The sequence below is a fragment of the Muribaculum gordoncarteri genome (assembly GCF_004803695.1).
Classification (GTDB): domain Bacteria; phylum Bacteroidota; class Bacteroidia; order Bacteroidales; family Muribaculaceae; genus Muribaculum; species Muribaculum gordoncarteri.
In genome coordinates this window covers 1,987,675-2,005,296 of the sequence record NZ_CP039393.1, presented here as the reverse complement: position 1 = coordinate 2,005,296, position 17,622 = coordinate 1,987,675, and the positions used below count along the sequence as shown (strand labels likewise).

Annotated in this window: 18 protein-coding genes and 1 riboswitch; of the genes, 14 read left to right on the top strand and 4 right to left on the bottom strand. The window is 51.5% G+C overall.

All coding sequences use genetic code 11. The annotated features are described in order from the left end of the window. Positions 1-16 precede the first annotated feature (16 nt). The 5 genes from E7746_RS08905 (at position 17) to rpmA (ending at position 2,189) form a co-directional block, all read left to right on the top strand. Entirely contained in the window at positions 17-577 is a 561-nt protein-coding gene (locus E7746_RS08905; RefSeq protein ID WP_123396413.1) for a CD225/dispanin family protein, read from the top strand. Further along, a complete protein-coding gene (locus E7746_RS08900; RefSeq protein ID WP_135947275.1) occupies positions 574-873 on the top strand; it encodes a DUF4286 family protein in 300 nt (99 codons plus the stop codon). The genes E7746_RS08905 and E7746_RS08900 overlap by 4 nt, the downstream gene beginning before the upstream one ends. 2 nt (positions 874-875) lie before the next feature. Continuing rightward, positions 876-1,454 carry a crossover junction endodeoxyribonuclease RuvC gene (gene ruvC, locus E7746_RS08895; protein WP_123396415.1) on the top strand — a complete coding sequence of 193 codons (579 nt, stop codon included), beginning with the start codon at positions 876-878 and terminating at the stop codon, positions 1,452-1,454. A gap of 130 nt (positions 1,455-1,584) precedes the next feature. Continuing rightward, complete coding sequence (gene rplU, locus E7746_RS08890) at positions 1,585-1,905, top strand: 50S ribosomal protein L21 (protein ID WP_123396416.1); 321 nt, start codon at positions 1,585-1,587, stop codon at positions 1,903-1,905. Positions 1,906-1,925: 20 nt separating this feature from the next. Continuing rightward, positions 1,926-2,189 carry a 50S ribosomal protein L27 gene (gene rpmA / locus E7746_RS08885; protein WP_123396417.1) on the top strand — a complete coding sequence of 88 codons (264 nt, stop codon included), beginning with the start codon at positions 1,926-1,928 and terminating at the stop codon, positions 2,187-2,189. Positions 2,190-2,405: 216 nt separating this feature from the next. Here rpmA and E7746_RS08880 read toward each other — a convergent pair whose 3' ends face one another. Beyond that, on the bottom strand, positions 2,406-3,779 hold the full coding sequence (locus E7746_RS08880) for an SLC45 family MFS transporter (RefSeq protein WP_136410577.1): 1,374 nt from the start codon (positions 3,777-3,779) through the stop codon (positions 2,406-2,408). A gap of 289 nt (positions 3,780-4,068) precedes the next feature. Here E7746_RS08880 and E7746_RS08875 point away from each other — a divergent pair, with 289 nt between their 5' ends. Together E7746_RS08875 and radA are read left to right on the top strand one after the other, a co-directional pair. Further along, positions 4,069-4,830 (top strand): TrmH family RNA methyltransferase, encoded by a 762-nt coding sequence (locus E7746_RS08875; RefSeq protein WP_136410576.1) that lies wholly within the window; start codon positions 4,069-4,071, stop codon positions 4,828-4,830. Positions 4,831-4,849: 19 nt separating this feature from the next. Further along, a complete protein-coding gene (gene radA, locus E7746_RS08870; RefSeq protein WP_136410575.1) occupies positions 4,850-6,220 on the top strand; it encodes a DNA repair protein RadA in 1,371 nt (456 codons plus the stop codon). A gap of 12 nt (positions 6,221-6,232) precedes the next feature. Here radA and E7746_RS08865 read toward each other — a convergent pair whose 3' ends face one another. From E7746_RS08865 to E7746_RS08855, 3 genes are all read right to left on the bottom strand, one after another. Continuing rightward, positions 6,233-6,451: a YtxH domain-containing protein gene (locus E7746_RS08865; protein ID WP_135947279.1), complete on the bottom strand. Its 219-nt coding sequence runs from the start codon at positions 6,449-6,451 to the stop codon at positions 6,233-6,235. Between the two features lie 37 nt (positions 6,452-6,488). Continuing rightward, entirely contained in the window at positions 6,489-6,740 is a 252-nt protein-coding gene (locus E7746_RS08860) for a GlsB/YeaQ/YmgE family stress response membrane protein (protein ID WP_136410574.1), read from the bottom strand. Positions 6,741-6,965: 225 nt separating this feature from the next. After that, on the bottom strand, positions 6,966-8,612 hold the full coding sequence (locus E7746_RS08855; RefSeq protein WP_136410573.1) for a diphosphate--fructose-6-phosphate 1-phosphotransferase: 1,647 nt from the start codon (positions 8,610-8,612) through the stop codon (positions 6,966-6,968). A 256-nt stretch (positions 8,613-8,868) separates the two neighbouring features. On the opposite strand from E7746_RS08855, the gene E7746_RS08850 reads away from it, so the two are divergent. From E7746_RS08850 to E7746_RS08820, 7 genes are all read left to right on the top strand, one after another. Continuing rightward, positions 8,869-9,897, top strand: a complete 1,029-nt coding sequence (locus E7746_RS08850) for a DHH family phosphoesterase (protein ID WP_136410572.1) — start codon at positions 8,869-8,871, stop codon at positions 9,895-9,897. Between the two features lie 33 nt (positions 9,898-9,930). After that, positions 9,931-10,509 (top strand): DUF4827 family protein, encoded by a 579-nt coding sequence (locus E7746_RS08845; RefSeq protein WP_136410571.1) that lies wholly within the window; start codon positions 9,931-9,933, stop codon positions 10,507-10,509. Between the two features lie 38 nt (positions 10,510-10,547). Continuing rightward, complete coding sequence (glmM, locus tag E7746_RS08840; protein ID WP_136410570.1) at positions 10,548-11,933, top strand: phosphoglucosamine mutase; 1,386 nt, start codon at positions 10,548-10,550, stop codon at positions 11,931-11,933. Between the two features lie 89 nt (positions 11,934-12,022). Then, positions 12,023-12,228, top strand: a riboswitch (cobalamin riboswitch). Between the two features lie 43 nt (positions 12,229-12,271). Next, positions 12,272-14,296: a TonB-dependent receptor plug domain-containing protein gene (locus E7746_RS08835; protein ID WP_370640280.1), complete on the top strand. Its 2,025-nt coding sequence runs from the start codon at positions 12,272-12,274 to the stop codon at positions 14,294-14,296. 34 nt (positions 14,297-14,330) lie between these two features. Then, positions 14,331-15,461: a YncE family protein gene (locus E7746_RS08830; RefSeq protein ID WP_136410569.1), complete on the top strand. Its 1,131-nt coding sequence runs from the start codon at positions 14,331-14,333 to the stop codon at positions 15,459-15,461. Positions 15,462-15,467: 6 nt separating this feature from the next. Continuing rightward, the gene (locus tag E7746_RS08825) at positions 15,468-16,604 is read left to right on the top strand and encodes an ABC transporter substrate-binding protein (protein ID WP_136410568.1); all 1,137 of its coding nucleotides are present in this window, start codon (positions 15,468-15,470) and stop codon (positions 16,602-16,604) included. Between the two features lie 8 nt (positions 16,605-16,612). Beyond that, positions 16,613-17,617, top strand: coding sequence for an iron ABC transporter permease (locus E7746_RS08820; RefSeq protein WP_123396430.1), 1,005 nt, complete (start codon positions 16,613-16,615; stop codon positions 17,615-17,617). Positions 17,618-17,622 lie beyond the last annotated feature (5 nt).

The following is a 17,622-nucleotide window of genomic DNA, read 5'->3' as shown; positions in this document are numbered from 1 at the left end:
CATTAATAATTTAATTATGAGATATTACGTTGTAGAAAATGAAAAGCCCGTCGGACCCTATGAGGTTGACCAGCTTGTTGCTCGCGGGTTGAAGGGAGATGACCTTGTGTGGTGTGACGGAATGGCCGACTGGAAGCGCGCCGACAGCATCGAGGAGATTCGTTGCGCTCTCGGCGGAGCCATGCCTCCGGTACCTCCTGTTGATTATAGCTCGGCATGCCAGGCTGAGGGCTCGATGCCTCCCGTGCCTCCGTGCGAACCCCAATATCAGCAGCCCTACCAGCAGCCTCAGTATGCAGCCGGCGACAATCCCATGTCGATGGGCGTTCCTCCCAAGAACTGGCTCGTGGAGTCGATTCTGTGTACGCTCTGCTGCTGTCTGCCCTTCGGTATCGTGGGTATCGTGAAGGCCTCCAATGTCAACAGCCTTTGGAATGCCGGCCGTTACGATGAGGCCTATAAGGCTTCGGCCGATGCCAAGAAGTGGACTTTGATAGGTGTCGGAGTGGGCTTGGCTGTAAACATCATCTACACGATTGTCATGTTTGCAACCGGATTTATAAACAATCTGCAATGATAGTAAACACCACCTTTTACGTGGAGCCCGCTCTCAAATCGGAATTTGAAGGGTGGGCTCGCGATTGTTATGTGGCTGCTGCCGTCAAGTCGACGGGCTATGTGTCGTCGATGGTTATGCGACTGCTTGTCGAGATTGAGGCCGGTGCGGGTTATGCCGTTCAGCTTCGGTTTGCCGACGATGATGCGGCACGGCATTGGGACAACGCTGTCGCTCCCGAGCTTCTTTCCGCTGCCGCCAAGCGATGGGGCGAGCGCATGGTTCATTTCACCACATTCATGGAGGAACTTGTGTGACGATGCAGCGTAACGAATCACTTGCCGAGTGGGACCGTATTATAATAGGTATAGACCCTGGCACCAATGTTATGGGCTACGGAATCCTCGGCGTCAAGGGCTCCAAGCCGGCCATGATAGCGATGGGTGTCATAAAGCTTAACAAGTTTGACAGTCACTATCTGAGGCTTGGCCACATATTCAACCGTGTCACGGGCATAATCGAGCAGTATCTCCCCGACGAGATGGCAATCGAGGCCCCTTTCTTCGGCAAAAACGTTCAGTCGATGCTCAAGCTTGGCCGCGCCCAGGGTGTGGCCATGGCCGCCGCGATAAGCCGCGACATATCCATAACCGAGTATGAGCCGCGAAAAATCAAGATGGCCATAACCGGCAACGGTGCCGCCGCCAAGGAGCAGGTGCAGGATATGCTGAGGCGCATCCTCAACATCCCTGCCGAGAACCTGCTTCCCGAGCTCGATGCCACCGATGCGCTCGGAGCCGCATTGTGCCACTTCTATGAGTCGGGAAAGCCCGAGATTGCACGCGGCCCTCGCTCGTGGAAGGAATTTATTGCGAAAAATCCTGATAGAGTGCATTGAAGGTGTTGCATTATTGAAAAATAAGTAGTAACTTTGTGCGCTATTTTTCCGCGCAGGCCCGGAATAAAGAAGCCAATCATGCATGATTGCTCGCCTGACGGAGTTAACCTGTAATATTTTTTATAAACAGATGTACGCTATTGTAGAAATTCAAGGACAGCAGTTTAAGGCCGAAGCCGGTAAGTTCTTGTATGTTCACTATCTCGGCGAGGACAAGAAGCAGGGCGACTCAGTAGAGTTTGACCGCGTTCTCCTCTGCGAAGCCGACGGTAACGTTAAAGTTGGTGCTCCTACCGTTGAAGGAGCAAAGGTTGTTTGCGAAGTGGCTGAGCCTCTCGTAAAGGGTGACAAGGTACTTGTCTTCAAGAAGAAAAGACGCAAAGGCTATCGCCGTCTTAACGGACATCGCCAGTACTTCACCAAGATTGTGATTAAAGAATTAGTAGCTTAACCCATTAAAATCTTAAAGAAATGGCACATAAAAAAGGTGTAGGTAGTTCTAAGAACGGACGTGAGTCGGAAAGCAAACGACTCGGCGTTAAGATTTTTGGCGGTCAGCACGCTAAGGCAGGTAACATCATCAAGCGTCAGCGCGGTACTGTTCATCACCCCGGTCTTAATGTGGGTATGGGTAAGGACCACACAATCTATGCGCTTGTTGACGGTGTTGTTCTCTTCACCGAGGGTAAGAATGGACGCCAGTTCATCAACGTAACTCCCGACGAAAAGGCATAAATCCTGTCGGCTAATCAGCAAAGACGAATATCGGTGCGGCTTCGGTCAACGAAGCTGCACCGTTTTCTTTTATAGACTTTTGAGTATGTTCATGTAGCCGTCGCTTGCATGGCCGCCTCTTTCCTTTTAGATAATAAACGAAACCGCGGATTGGCTTATGACCAATCCGCGGCTACTGATAAATTTACACTGTGCAATCAACGGGATTGCATATTTTTATATTTCGGCGTTTTCGTCGATGTAAGGATCGGTTTCCAGTTCATGCTTCTCGGCGTAGGTTTCCTTGATGAAGAATACACACACGGCTCCTACTATAAGCAGTACGCCTGCAAGCACTATCATGTTGAGCTGATGCTGACCGCCAAGTAGTCCGAACACGGCACCTCCGAGGGCTGCGGCTACAATCTGGGGTATGGTTATCGTGCCGTTGAACAGGCCGAGATATGCACCCATGTGCTTGCCCGAGATGGAGTTGGTGAGGATGGTGAAAGGCATTGCGAGCATTGCGGCCCAGGCTGTTCCCACGAGGAAGTAGCTGATGAAGAGCATCCATTTGTCATGTAAGCAGAGGGTTGAGATGAATCCTATGCCACCGATTACGAGGCTGAGGCAGTAGGCAAAGCGGCGATTTTTGAAGCTGGGAAGTATGGCGGCCCAAACTACCGAACCGATTGCCTGGACTGCAAACAGGATTCCGTTCCAGTTGGCAGCCTCCTGGTAGTTGGCTACCTTGGTGCCCTGCGAAGCGTCCCAGCCGAAAGCCTGCTCGGCTACACCGCCGGTGTTGTAGGTCCACATATACATGAATGCGGCCCAGCAGAAGAATTGTACAAGACCCACTGTCCAGAACACCTTGGGAGCTTTTACAAGCAGCTGCAGGAAGTTGCTCTTTTCATTGTCCTGCTCCTTGGTGATGCCGTGGTAGGCTGCATACTCCTTGGGAGGCATCTCCTTCACCTTGCAGAAGGTGTAGATGACGCAGGCTATGAGGATGGCCGCGCCGAGATAGAATGAGTAGGTCACTGAGTCGGGCACCTGATTGCCTTCGGCAGTGTTGCTTATGCCTATCCATGCCAGCACGAAGGGGAACACGAAGCCTACAACCGAGCCTGCGTTACACAGGAAGCTCTGTATGGAGTAGGCGAGGCCCTTCTGCTTCTCGTTGACCATGTCTCCTACGAGCATCTTGAACGGCTGCATGGATATGTTGATCGACAGGTCGAGGAACATCAATGCGAATGCTCCGAAGATGAGTGCGCCGGCCACGGCGAAGTGGAAGCTTCCGGCATTGGGAAGCAGTGCCATGACGATTACGGCGAGTATTGCTCCAAACAAGAGGTAGGGAAGACGGCGACCGAAACGGTTCCATGTGCGGTCGCTGAGTGTGCCCACGATGGGCTGAATTATCAAGCCTGCCAAAGGCGGCAGAATCCAAAAGTAACTTAGTTCATGAGGGTCGGCTCCAAGAGTGGCGAATATTCGCGATATGTTTGCGCTTTGCAACGCGTAGGCTATCTGTACGCCGAAAAACCCGAAGCTTAAATTCCATAATTTCCAAAATCCGAGGTCTGGTTTCGTTTTTGCTTCCATGAGTAATAAAAATGGTGATAAAAAGTAGAAATAATAATTAGAGACACAATCTAAAAAGACTCGTAGAAATAACGAAATCGCCTCATGCGTTTGGTCGCGGATGAGCGATGACGCATCAGTTGAACGTGGAATTTACAAGTATCTTTAGAATAACTTTACAAAGATAACATAATTTTGGCTGTTGTCGGAGCCTTTTATATTTAAAAACACATTTATAAATGTTTTTTAAACAAGAATTTGCCGGAATATGCACTTTTGCCTAATTTCGTGTGTGAAATTTTAATTTATCATGGTCGAACTCACCAACAATCTTCGCAAACTTGTTGCATCGCTTGACAACGCCCGGGCGCGTCGCGACAACGGACTGTTTGTGGCTGAAGGCACTAAATGCGTGCTCGACACGCTGCACAATTTTTCATGTCGTTATCTATTTGCCACATCGGCATGGATTGAGCGTCATCATGCCGAAATCGGCGCCGTGGAGCCGGTGACGGTGAAGCGTGCCGACATGGAGCGCATGAGTCACCTCTCCACTCCGCCCGAGGTGATGGCCGTCTACGACATCCCGAGCAATGAGCTGGACGAGTCGGAGTTCAGGCACAATCTCACGATAGTGCTTGACCGCGTTCAGGATCCGGGCAATCTCGGCACCATAATGCGCATCGCCGATTGGTTTGGCATTCGCCAGATTGTATGCAGCCACGACACTGTCGATGTCTACAATCCCAAGGTGGTACAGGCTACCATGGGGGCCATTTCAAGGGTGAAGGTGTGCTATGAGTCGATTGTCGATCTGCTTGGACGGATTGACGGTGTGCCGGTGTTTGGCACTTTCCTTGACGGTGACGACATCTACAGCTCCGAGCTGTCGGGTTGCGGCATGATAGTGTTCGGCAACGAAGGCCAGGGCATATCGCCCGATGTCGAGCGACTTGTTTCGTCGAGGCTCACCATTCCGTCGTTCCCTCCCGGAGCGGTGACAAGTGAGTCGCTTAACGTGGGAATGGCTGCGGCTGTGACCGTAGCCGAGTTCCGTCGTCGTATTTATTGATTTTTTATTGTTAAGGAGTATGGCTAATAAGGTAAAGTCTATGTGGTATTGCAGTAACTGCGGCAACGAGTCGCCCAAGTGGATAGGCCGATGCCCCGGTTGCGGCGAGTGGAACACCATGATAGAGGAGCGGGTGAATGTCAAGGGTAGCAAGAGCGCGACATTTGAGCGTGACAACAAGGCTGTTCCCCTGCCAATATCGCAGATAGAAACACGGCAGGAAACGCGGCTACACATGCCCAGCGAGGAGCTCAACAGGGTGCTTGGCGGCGGTCTTGTGGCAGGTTCGATAGTGCTTATCGGCGGTGAGCCGGGCATAGGCAAGTCGACGCTTGTATTGCAGAACATTCTGTCGATACGCGGCAAGCGCATCCTTTACGTGTCGGGCGAGGAGAGTGCGAGTCAGCTTAAGATGAGAGCCGACCGCATAGGGCGGCTCAGCGACAACTGCTACATTGTGTGTGACACATCGCTTGAAAACATTCTCGGTCACATCAAGCAGGTAGAACCTGAATTGGTGGTGGTCGATTCTATACAGACTATTGCTTCCGATGTCATCGAGTCGTCGGCGGGCAGTGTGAGTCAGGTAAGGGAGTGTGCCGCTCAGCTGCTGCGTTACGCCAAGTCTTCGGGCACGCCGGTGATTCTTATAGGACATATAAATAAGGAGGGCTCCATTGCGGGGCCCAAGGTGTTGGAGCACATTGTCGATGCCGTGCTTCAGTTTGAGGGCGACCGTCACTACATGTACCGTATATTGCGATCGATAAAAAATCGTTTCGGCTCGACTTCGGAGCTTGGCATATATGAGATGGTGCAGCGCGGATTGCGCGAGGTGTCCAATCCTTCGGAGCTGCTCCTGTCGCAGTCATCTGACGACGGCGAACTTTCGGGCATGGCCATCGGCGTTACGCTTGAGGGTGTCAGGCCGTTTCTCATCGAGGCCCAGGCACTGGTGTCGACAGCCGCCTACGGAACTCCTCAGCGCTCGGTTACGGGATTTGATTCAAAGCGCATGAACATGCTGCTTGCGGTGTTGGAAAAGAGGGTGGGGTTCAAGCTTGCCCAAAAGGATGTGTTTCTCAATATCGCGGGAGGACTCAAGGTCAACGATCCGGCTCTCGACTTGAGCGTTATATGCGCGATTCTGTCGTCCAATGTCGACATGGCCGTGCCGCGCGATGTGTGCATGTCGGGTGAGGTGGGCCTTTCAGGAGAAATCCGCCCCATCACTCGCATAGAACAGCGAGTGCTTGAGGCGGAAAAGTTGGGTTTCAGCACAATTCTTGTGCCTAAGAACAATATGAAAGGCTTCGACACTTCCCGACTTAAAATTAAGATAGTCGAGGTTGCTAAAGTCGAGGAGGCCTTTCGCGCTCTATTTGCATAAATAAAAAAGCTGCTATTTTGCTGCGTCGGCTATTTCGTCGACTTTGTCTTCGACCGATTCCTTTACGCGGCCGATGCGCTCGCGTGCGTCACCGTATAGGTCTCGCAAGGTGCGGTTAACCTCTCGGCGTATCTTGCGTCCGCGTGAGGTTGTGCGTGAATACCGCTCAGCGTAAATACCGGTCAAGGCGCCGAGAATGAGGCCTGTGAAAAATAGATGACAATTCTTCATAATAAATTATATTTTAATGTTAAAACATGGATTGGCGTCACTTGTTTATGCTTCGGTTGACGAGCGACGCAATCCATAGCACCACAATGGCGCCTACGGTCGAGGTGATGAGGCTTCCTATAATGCTGTCGGTATGTATGCCGAACAGTCCGAACAGCCATCCGCCAAGTACACCGCCTGCAATACCGAGCAGCAGATTCAGAATCCATCCGAAGCCGCCGCCTCGCATCAGCTTGCCGGCAAGAGCTCCGGCAACGATGCCGATAAGTATAAACCAGATAAAATTCATAGTCGGGTATAGTTGTTGTTTAATTATTTACCATATAAACCCCCGGGCTGTGAAAATGTTTGGCCCTGTCCGACCGGTTTTAACATCTATTAGATTGTCATGTGCACATAAAAAGAGATCGCCCGAGAGCGGAATTGCTCCCCCGAGGGCGATCTCTGCAAGCTGTGAGTCGGGTTTTATGCGTTGTCGCTGCGGGTGACTTGTGTGCGTCACCTCACAACGGGTTTAGCGGTTTTCGTGCTCGTAACGAAGGGTGAGTGAGGGCTGGTCGCACACTTCAGCCGGACCGAAGTACTGGATGGGGCCGGGGTAGATGAAGTCGGTGTTGATTGCCCAAGTGTCACGCTGAGCGGCATACTTGAGGAAGGGTGCTCCGTCAAGTCTTACGAGAGCCTTCTGTATAACGGGCTTCATGGCACCGTGACGGCGCTCCATGTTCATCATCATGGTGATGGGTATACCGCCTGTTGTCCACTGTACCGAGGGCTTGGTGAGTCCGCGCACGCTCGACATGTAACCGGTGACTCCTGCGTTGATGAGGCAAGCGGCGTTGAATCCGAGTGCGTAGCAGTAGTCGGCGTCGAAGTTTGAAGGATCGGCGCAACGGCCTTCATATCCGAAGAAGTGGAACATCGAAGCGAATTTGCCTACGTAACGTCCTTCGGCCTTCATCTCGTTCAGGCGACGGCCTACCATTTCGCCGAGCAGCTTCTCGGTTTCGATGAGCGATACCTGTACGTTGCCGTGGGGGTCGCGGTCGAGGCAGAGCTGACGGGCAACGCCTTCGGGAAGTGAGTTGAATATAGATGCGTTTTCGCTTGACAGACGGTCAACAATCCAGCTGAGCTGATTCTGACGGTCGATCTTGGCAAACTCTTCGGCGTTGTCGGCGAGGAGGTCGTTGAGTTCGGCGATAAGAGCCTTCATTGCGGGGATGAACTCGATAAGACCTTCGGGTATGAGGACACTACCGAAGTTGTTGCCGTTGGCGGCACGTGCTGCTACCACGTCGGCTATTGAGTTTACGATGTCGTTGAGGGTTTCCTTCTTGGCTTCAACCTCTTCCGAGATGATGCACACATTGGGTTGGCACTGGAGTGCGCACTCAAGGGCGATGTGACTTGCCGAGCGGCCCATCAGTTTGATGAAGTGCCAGTATTTCTTCGATGAGTTGCAGTCGCGCTGGATGTTACCGATTACTTCGCTGTAAACCTTGGTTGCGGTGTCGAAACCGAATGAGGTTTCGATCATCTCGTTCTTCAGGTCACCGTCGATAGTCTTGGGGCAACCGATTACCTGAACGCCTGCGTTGATCGACTTGTAGTATTCGGCAAGGATGGCGGCGTTGGTGTTGGAGTCGTCACCGCCTATGATTACGAGTGCCTTGATGTTGAGCTCCTTGAGAATTTCAAGACCCTTGTCAAACTGTGCCTTTGTTTCAAGCTTTGTACGACCTGAACCGATGATGTCAAATCCTCCGGTGTTGCGGTATTCATCAATGTATGATGCAGTCAGTTCCATGTATTTGTGATCAACAAATCCGCCGGGACCCATAAGGAATCCGTAAAGACGGCTGTCGCGATTCACCTTCTTTATTCCGTCAAAAAGACCGCTGATTACATTGTGTCCGCCGGGAGCCTGACCTCCTGACAGAATTACACCTACGTTGATGGGTGCTGACTTTACAGCAGGACCTTTCTCGAAATGTATTTCGGGTAGACCGTAAGTGTTGGGAAACAGTTTTTGGATATCCTCCTGATCAGCAACTGAATTTGTGGCTTTGCCTTCTACGGCCTTAACCGCACCGGTGAGCACTATCGGCAACTTGGGCTGATAGGCCGCACGAGCTTTTTGAAGTGCACTCTTCTTCATTAGTAAGTTGTTATAAATTAATAATATATATGTTTCAAGTATGAAAATACATTTTGACTGCAAATTTCGCAAAAAAATATCAGATTATCAACCTTTTCATTAACTAAAAATGCCTAAAGAGTTATTCGGAGCGGCGCTGATGTCGATTGTTTAACTTACATTCACTTGACAATAGTCGGTATTTGTATAATTTTGGTGGTGTATGTCGAGTGTTTTGAGTATATTTGCACCTTAAAATTATGAAAGCCATTCTTGCATGTTACGACAAATAATTCAAGAATCCAAGGTTAAGGCTGTGCGTGAGCTGCTTGGCCGCAGTGAACGCATAGTGATTACATGTCACATGTCGCCCGACGGCGACGCTATCGGTTCGTCGCTCGGACTTATGCACGTTCTCGCGGCCATCGGCAAGGAGGCACGTGTTGTCACGCCCGATATTCCGCCGCAGATTCTGCGCTTCCTTCCCGGAGCAAAGGATATTGTGCCCTATTCAAAATATACCGACTTCGCACGCCAGTTGCTGTGCGATGCCGACCTTATATTCTGCCTCGACTTCAACTCGTTGTATCGTGTCGACCACATGCGCGACGATCTTGCGTCATCATCGGCTCCTAAAGTGCTTGTGGACCATCACCAGGACCCCGAGGATTTTGCCGATGTCATAATATCGCATCCCGACCAGTCGTCGACTGCCATCCTGATGTTCAGGCTTTTGTGCCGTCTTGAGCTGTTCAACCTCATTGACCGCAAGGCTGCGATGTGCATCTATACGGGCATGATGACCGACACAGGCAACTTCTCCTATAACTCCAACGACCCCGACCTCTATGTGGTGATTGCCGAGCTTATCCGCAAAGGAATCAACAAGGACGATATATACAAGCGTGTAATGGACACCAAGACAGTGTCGACATTGCGCCTTAACGGATATGCCGTGGGAACGAAGATGCAGATATTCCCCGAGCATAAGGCCGCGCTGATTACATTGACCCAGAAGGAGCTTGACGACTATGACTATCAGAAGGGAGACACCGAGGGACTTGTAAACGTGCCTTTGGCTATACCCGAGGTGACCTACTCGGTGTTCTTGCGCGACGACAAGCGTTATATAAAGGTGTCGTCACGCAGCAAGGGCGATTTCCCTGTCAACAAGCTGTGTGAGAAGTATTTCAACGGCGGAGGCCATGTCAATGCCGCGGGAGGGGAGTTTGAAGGCACTCTCGATGAGGCGGTTGAGGTGTTCATGTCGTCACTTGCCGAAAACGACCGATATTTGCACGATTGATTTAATTGAAACTATATATAATTTGAAATAAATATGAAAATAACTCGCAATTTTTTCATCTCATTGTTTTCAGGAGTGCTCATAGCCCTCTCGGCAATAGGATGTAGCGATCATGAAAGCTATTCCGACGGACTTAACAAAGAAACCAAGTCAATAAATGCATTTCTTGCCGATCAGCGCGTAGTTGGATCGGTTCCTGCCGATTCAGTGTTTGAGGTGGGTAAGGACGCTCCTTATTATCGTATGGACGAGGACGGCTCGGTGTATATGCAGGTTATCAATCGCGGTGACATGAAAAACCGTGCCAAGGCCGACGACCTGGTATATTTCCGCTTTATGCGTTACAATCTTCACACTTATGCCGCCACGGGCGAGTTAGAAAAGGAGTTGAACAACTCCGAGAATGTCAACAACAACGCATCGTTCCGCTATCTCAATTTCCACACTTCAAGCTCGTCGGCATGGGGGCAGGCGCTTCAGATGCCTTTGAACTATCTCGGCTACGGCTGCGAGGTGAACATCGTTGTGCGTTCGGCCTACGGCTTGACCGATGAGATTGCTTCGGTGATTCCTTATCTCTATAATGTGCGCTACTACAAGAGCAAGATTTAACGCATAGTAAACGCTTTTTTGAATCTAAACATATAATCATGTCGCTAATCAAATCAATTTCAGGTATACGCGGAACAATCGGCGGCCGTCCCGGCGAAGGTTTGAGTCCGCTCGACATTGTGAAGTTTACGGCTGCTTACGCACGTTTCATAAGCGGTAGCACTACTCGCAAGTCACGCACGATAGTTGTTGGCCGTGACGCACGCCTTTCAGGCCCGATGGTCAGCGACCTCGTGACAGCAACTCTTACCGGCATGGGCTTCGATGTAGTCAACATCGGACTTGCATCAACCCCTACCACCGAGCTTGCCGTAGTCATGGAGAAGGCCTGCGGAGGTATCATCATAACCGCTTCGCACAACCCCAAGCAGTGGAATGCCCTCAAGCTGTTGAATGAGAACGGTGAGTTCCTGAATGACGCTCAGGGCAAGGAGGTGCTTGCAATTGCCGAGGCCGACGGCTATTCGTTTGCCGAAGTGGATGCTCTCGGTCATGTATATAGCAATGAAACCTACAATCGTCGTCACATTGACTCGGTGCTTGCGCTTGACCTCGTTGATGTCGATGCTATTGCCAAGGCCGACTTCACGGTGGCTGTCGACGCTGTCAACTCGGTGGGCGGCATCGTTATTCCGCAGTTGCTTCGTGTCCTCGGTGTGAAGAACATCATTGAGCTGAATTGCGAGGCTACAGGAAAGTTTGCTCACACTCCCGAGCCCATCCCTGAAAACCTCACTCAGATTGCCGACCTCATGCGTGACGGTAAGGCCGATGTAGGCTTTGTTGTCGATCCTGATGTCGACCGTCTTGCAATCGTGATGGAAAACGGTGAGATGTTTGTCGAGGAGTACACTCTCGTTGCCGTGGCCGACTATGTGCTTAGCCACACTCCCGGCTCGACTGTTTCCAACCTCAGCTCGTCACGCGCATTGCGTGATGTCACCCGTCGACACGGCTGTGAATATTCGGCCGCTGCTGTGGGCGAGGTCAATGTAGTGACAAAGATGAAGGAAACCGGAGCCGTGATAGGCGGTGAAGGTAACGGCGGAGTCATATATCCCGCATCCCACTATGGCCGTGACGCACTGGTGGGTGTGGCTCTGTTCCTCACTCTGCTGGCCAAGAGCGGCAAGAAGGTATCGGAGCTCAAGGCTACCTATCCCGAATATGCCATAGCAAAGAATAAGATACAGCTTACCCCCGACATTGATGTCGACGCAATACTCGAGGCTGTAAAGAAGCGTTACGCTTCCGAAACGATAACCGACATCGACGGTGTGAAGATTGACTTCCCCGACAGCTGGGTTCATCTGCGCAAGTCCAATACCGAACCTATAATACGCATCTATTCCGAGGCGTCGACCATGGAGAAGGCCGATGCTCTGGCTCAGGACATAAAATCGGTTATAGCTTCGCTTGCATAAGTGGCTGTAAATCCATAAATTATTTGAAATCAAGGGTGTTGAATTAATTCGATGCCCTTGATTTTTTTGCACAGTTAGCGGAAAAGTTATAAATTTGCGCTCGCATTGGTTCGCTGTCGCGTTGTCTGCGCGCTGCGATAAAAAGGGAACACGGGTGAGAATCCCGGACAGTCCCGCTGCGGTAATTTCCGGCAATGCATCGGTATCTTGAGCCACTGAAGCTCTTATTTCGGCTTTGGGAAGGCGTCCGATGACAGGAATAAGTCCGAAGACCTGCCAATTGCACATTGTGTAATGATTCTCTTTCGAGGACGAGAGAACACATATTTATCTTTTTAATGCAATTGACCTTAAAGAAGTCACGGTGTTTCATGCCGTTGTTTGTGTGCATGGTTCTGCATTCGTTGAATGCGGAGGCTACTGTTGCACCGGTGTCCGATGACTCCATAACGATGCAGCGCATTGACGATGTTGTCATAGAGGCGCGACGCTCTCCCATAAAGGTTTCTACGGCGGCCCCCGTGCAGACGCTTTCAGGAACGGAGCTTACCCGGCTGGGTGTCCAGAACATGGCCGACGCCGTGCGACGCTTTGCCGGTGCCAATGTGCGTGACTATGGCGGAGTGGGAGGATTGAAGACGGTGTCGGTGCGTAACATGGGTGCGGCCCACACCGGAGTGAGTTACGACGGAGCGCCTGTAAGCAATTGTCAGGCGGGACAGATTGACATAGGGCGTTTTTCGCTCGACAATGTGTCGATGCTGTCGCTCGCCATCGGGCAGAACGAGGATCTGCTACAGCCCGCGAAGCTCTATGCTTCGGCCGGAGTGCTGAGCATCGTTACCCAGCGGCCCGTATTTGACGGCGACGACAAGTCGGCATTTCAGGTGAAGATAAAGGGCGGCTCGTTCGGCTACATTACTCCCGCAGTGCGTTGGTGGCAGAAGTTGGGCGAAAACACCGTCACTTCGCTCGAAGGCGATTACATGAGAGCCGACGGCAACTATCCCTTCAGGCTTGTCAACGGAAAGTATGTCACCGAGGAGCGACGCAACAATTCAGCGATAACATCATGGCACGGCGAAGGCAATCTGTATCACACATTTGCCGACAGCAGCAACTTGCAGGTAAAGGGTTACTACTATTACTCCAAGCGAGGATTGCCCGGGCCCGTGACATTGTATAATCCCGTTTCCGATGAAACGTTGTGGGACAAGAACGCATTCGTTCAGGTGAAATACCGAAAGGAGTTTTCCGACAAGTGGAACTTTCAGGCTCAGGCCAAGTATAATTACGGATGGAACCGCGACCGTGACCTCGGACCGCAGTATTCCGACGGAGTATATTCGGCGACACATCGCCAGAACGAGTACTACGTGACGGCTTCGGCCGTGTATCGTCCCGTGCAGCCCCTTCAGATTGCATTGGCACAGGATGCCGCCATAAACACTCTCCACAGCACTATGCCCGAATGTCCGTTTCCTACGCGTTACACCTCACTGACCGCGCTCAATGTGCGTTACCGCCGCAATGGGCTCACCGTCAACGGAGTGTTGCTCGGAACCTACATCAACGAAAGGGTTAAATCGGGTAAAAAGCCCGACGACCTGAGCCGGCTCTCGCCCGGAGTGTCGGTGAGTGTGCAGCCTTGGCGTGACGAGCAGCTCTATTTCAGGGCAATGTACAAGAGCACGTTCCGCACCCCCACGTTCAACGACCTCTACTACTATCGCCTCGGCAATCGCAAGCTGCGTCCCGAGAAGGCCGATGAATATAATATAGGTGTGACATGGAGCATTCTGCCGGCATCGTTCATGGATTATCTCTCGTTTACCGTCGACGGATATTTCAATAACGTAACCGACAAGATTGTTGCCTTCCCCACAACCTATGCATGGACAATGGCCAACTACGGCAAGGTGCATGTGACGGGAGTCGACATCACGCTCGCTTCGGCATTCTCGTTAAGCCGCAAGGTGCAGCTGACGCTTTCGGGAGCCTACACGTTCCAGAAGGCTGTCGACCTTACCGATCCCGACTCAAAGAGCTACAAGCATCAGCTGCCTTATACTCCCAGGCACAGCGGCAATGTGTCGGCTGTCATCGACATGCCCTGGGTCGATGTGGGCTATTCGATAGTGGGGGTGGGCAAGCGTTACTGCCTGTCGCAGAACATTCCCGTGAATAAGATTGACGGATATGCCGAGCACACCCTCACCGTGTCGCATGAATTCCTCTTCCGCGGGTACAGCCTTGACCTGCAGGGCGAAATAATAAACCTCACCGACAAGCAATATGATGTCATAAAGTACTATCCCATGCCCGGACGGTCATGGCGCGTGACAGGTACGTTCAAATTTTGATAGAGTATAACAATCAACTTAACGTAATAACCTTATGAAAGCAAAAAAATTATTTTTGAGTATGCTCGGTGTGCTTGCAATGGCAACCGCATTTACTTCTTGCAGCAGTGACGATGACGACGATTGGAACGATGACGGCTCGAAGCTCGTGCTTCCGAAGTCACGCGCCTATATCATGAATCAGGGCACTCAGTCGGAGAACAACTCGGGAATTGAGTTCTACGCTCCCAATCACGACGGTGAAATAATCGACGACATATTTTACAAGCAGAACGGTGCCCGTCTTGGCGATACAGGACAAGCCATGATAGAGTATGAAGGCAAGGTGTTCATAGCCGTACACGGCTCCAACTATCTTTCGAGAGTTAATGCCGCTTGCGTCGAGGATGGCCGCACAATGTTCTCGGCCGATCCGGAGCTGAAGGGCGGTGTGCGCTCCATAGCCGCCGAGGACGGTTACATATACGCTTCGTTCTATGGAGGTATCGTTGCCAAGATAAACGCATCGACCATGAAGATTGAGTCCAAGCTCACCAATATAGGCAAGAATCTTGAGAACATGGCAGTGTGTGACGACATGCTCTATGTGTCAAACTCCTACGAGATAGTCGACGGCAATTTCATCTACCTGAACAATGTCATTGTCATCGATCTTAACACCTTCAAAGTAAAGGAGAGCATCGAGGTGACGCAGAATCCCAACCAGCTGGTTGAGGAAGATGACAAGGTGTTCCTCATTTCATGGGACTACTCGGCTGAAAGCTATGTGCTTCAGATGATTGACCCGAAAAACGGCAACAAGGTGTCGCGCATCGGTTATGCAACTGAAATGGCTGCAAATGACGGCGTTGTCTACCTGCTTGACTCACGCACCGACTACTCAAACTGGCCCGATGTGTTGTCGACTGTCAACACCTTCTCGTCCTATAACGTGAAGACCGGAACTATGAACAGCACATCGTTCTTGAAGGATGCTCCCGCCGAACTTTTGTCGACAAGTATCTCGATGATTTCGGTTAATCCCGGAAACGGTGACATCTACATCGCTACCACTTTCTACAACAAAAGCAACGGAAATGTGTACCGTTTCAAAAAAGATGGTACTTTTGTAGAGAAATTTGATTGCGGAGGCCAGAATCCCAAGGCTGCCGTATTCTTCAACTGATAATTGATGACCGGATTATTAAAGTTTTTATATTGTTTTTCATTCTTGCTTCTTGCCGCTTGTAGCGGCGGAGGCAAGAATGTCATTGTTGAGGCGTTGCCCGATGTGCCGTTACGTTATGCCGAAAACATAACGCTGAAGGATGCCGGCGACTACACGGTGGCTGTGGTGCGTAACCCGTGGGACACCACCAAGGTGTTGCACACATATATACTGGTGCCTTCGGACATGGAGATGCCTTCCGACCTGCCCGAGGGGACTGTCGTGCGCACACCTCTTGAGAGTTCGCTTGTGTATTCATCGGTTCACAGCAGCCTCATAAGCGAGTTGGGAGCCGACGACGCCATAACGGGCGTGTGTGACGCCCAGTACATCTATACGCCGCGGCTTGCCGAGCGCATCGACTCGGGCATTATCGCCGATTGCGGCAGCGGAATGTCGCCCAACATCGAACGCATTATCGAGCTGCATCCCCAGGCGATATTGTTGTCGCCTTACGAAAATTCGGGAGGTTACGGGAAGATTGAACAGCTCGGAATACCCTTGATCGAGTGTGCCGACTACATGGAAACGACTCCGCTCGGTCGCGCCGAGTGGATGAAGTTCTACGGAATGCTTTACGGCCGTTACGACGAAGCCGAAAAGCTGTTCAACGAAACCGAACACAGCTACAACTCATTGAAGAGCGCGGTTGACTCTATTGCTCACCGACCCAAGGTCATGATGGACAAGAAGTATGGCCAGGCGTGGTATGTGCCGGGCGTAAATTCCATCGTGACGCATTACCTCAACGATGCCGGTGGTGCCAATCCATTTTCAGTCAATGAGAATCGGTCGGGCAGCATCGCACTGTCGCCCGAGCAGGTGCTTGCCGGCGCTCAGGATGCCGACATCTGGATACTTCGTTACAATCAGGCCGATGACATGACGCTCGCTTCGCTGAGCGCCGACGATGCGATATACTCGCAGTTTGAGCCGTGGAAACGCGGAGTGGTCTATGGATGTAACACCAACTACAGCCACTACTATGAGGAGGTTCCGTTTCATCCTCACTGGCTGCTTAACGACCTGATGCGCGTGATTCATCCCGAACTGTCGCTGACCAATCCTGATTGGCCTCACTATTTCTCAATCATAAAATAGACGATGTCATGCGGTTTATAATACTCACTGTCACTCTTCTGCTGCTGTTTGTGATGAACCTTTACTTCGGTTCGGTGGCAATATCGGCAGCCGATGTCACGGATATACTTCTGGGGCATGACGGTGATTATGGTGCCGCGCGATTCATTGTAACGGGCAGCAGGTTGCCACAGGCTGTCACAGCGCTTCTTGCCGGTGCCGGACTGGCCGTGTCGGGACTTATGCTGCAGACAGCATTCCGCAATCCGCTTGCCGGCCCGTCGATTCTCGGTATCAATTCGGGCGCAAGCCTCGGAGTTGCAATCGTGATGCTGTTTCTTGGCGGAACGATAAGTGCCGGCGGCTATTCGGTGGGCGGTTACGTTGCGGTCATGGCGGCGGCATTTGCTGGCAGTATGCTCATCATGGGGCTTCTGCTTCTGTTCTCATCATGGCTTAAGAACGACCTGATGCTGCTCATAACCGGTATAATGGTGGGCTACATGACCTCGTCGGTAATATCGCTGCTCAACTACATGTCGTCGGCCGACGGTGTGCACAGCTATGTGATGTGGGGAATGGGCAATTTCAACGGTGTGTCGTTGAGTCGGTTGCCGCTGTTCGCCCTGATGACGCTGGCGGGCATAGTGATGGCTCTCCTGCTCATAAAACCGTTGAACATAATACTCCTTGGCTCCAACTATGCGCGTAATCTCGGCATAAGCATGCGTCGTGTGCGCAACCTCCTTTTACTTGCCACCGGATTGCTTACAGCCGTCATCACCGCCTATTGCGGGCCTATATCATTCATCGGCCTTGCCGTGCCTCACATAGCCCGATTGGTATTCCGCACCGACAATCACCGGGTGCTGATGCCGGCCACCTTGATTTCAGGCGCAATCGTGGCACTCGGGTGCAATCTTGTGTGCGTGTTGCCTGAAAGCACAATACTTCCCATAAACGCCGTCACGCCGCTTGTGGGAGCCCCGGTAATTCTTTATGTGATACTGCGTGAACGGCGCGGCCGTCATTGATGCGT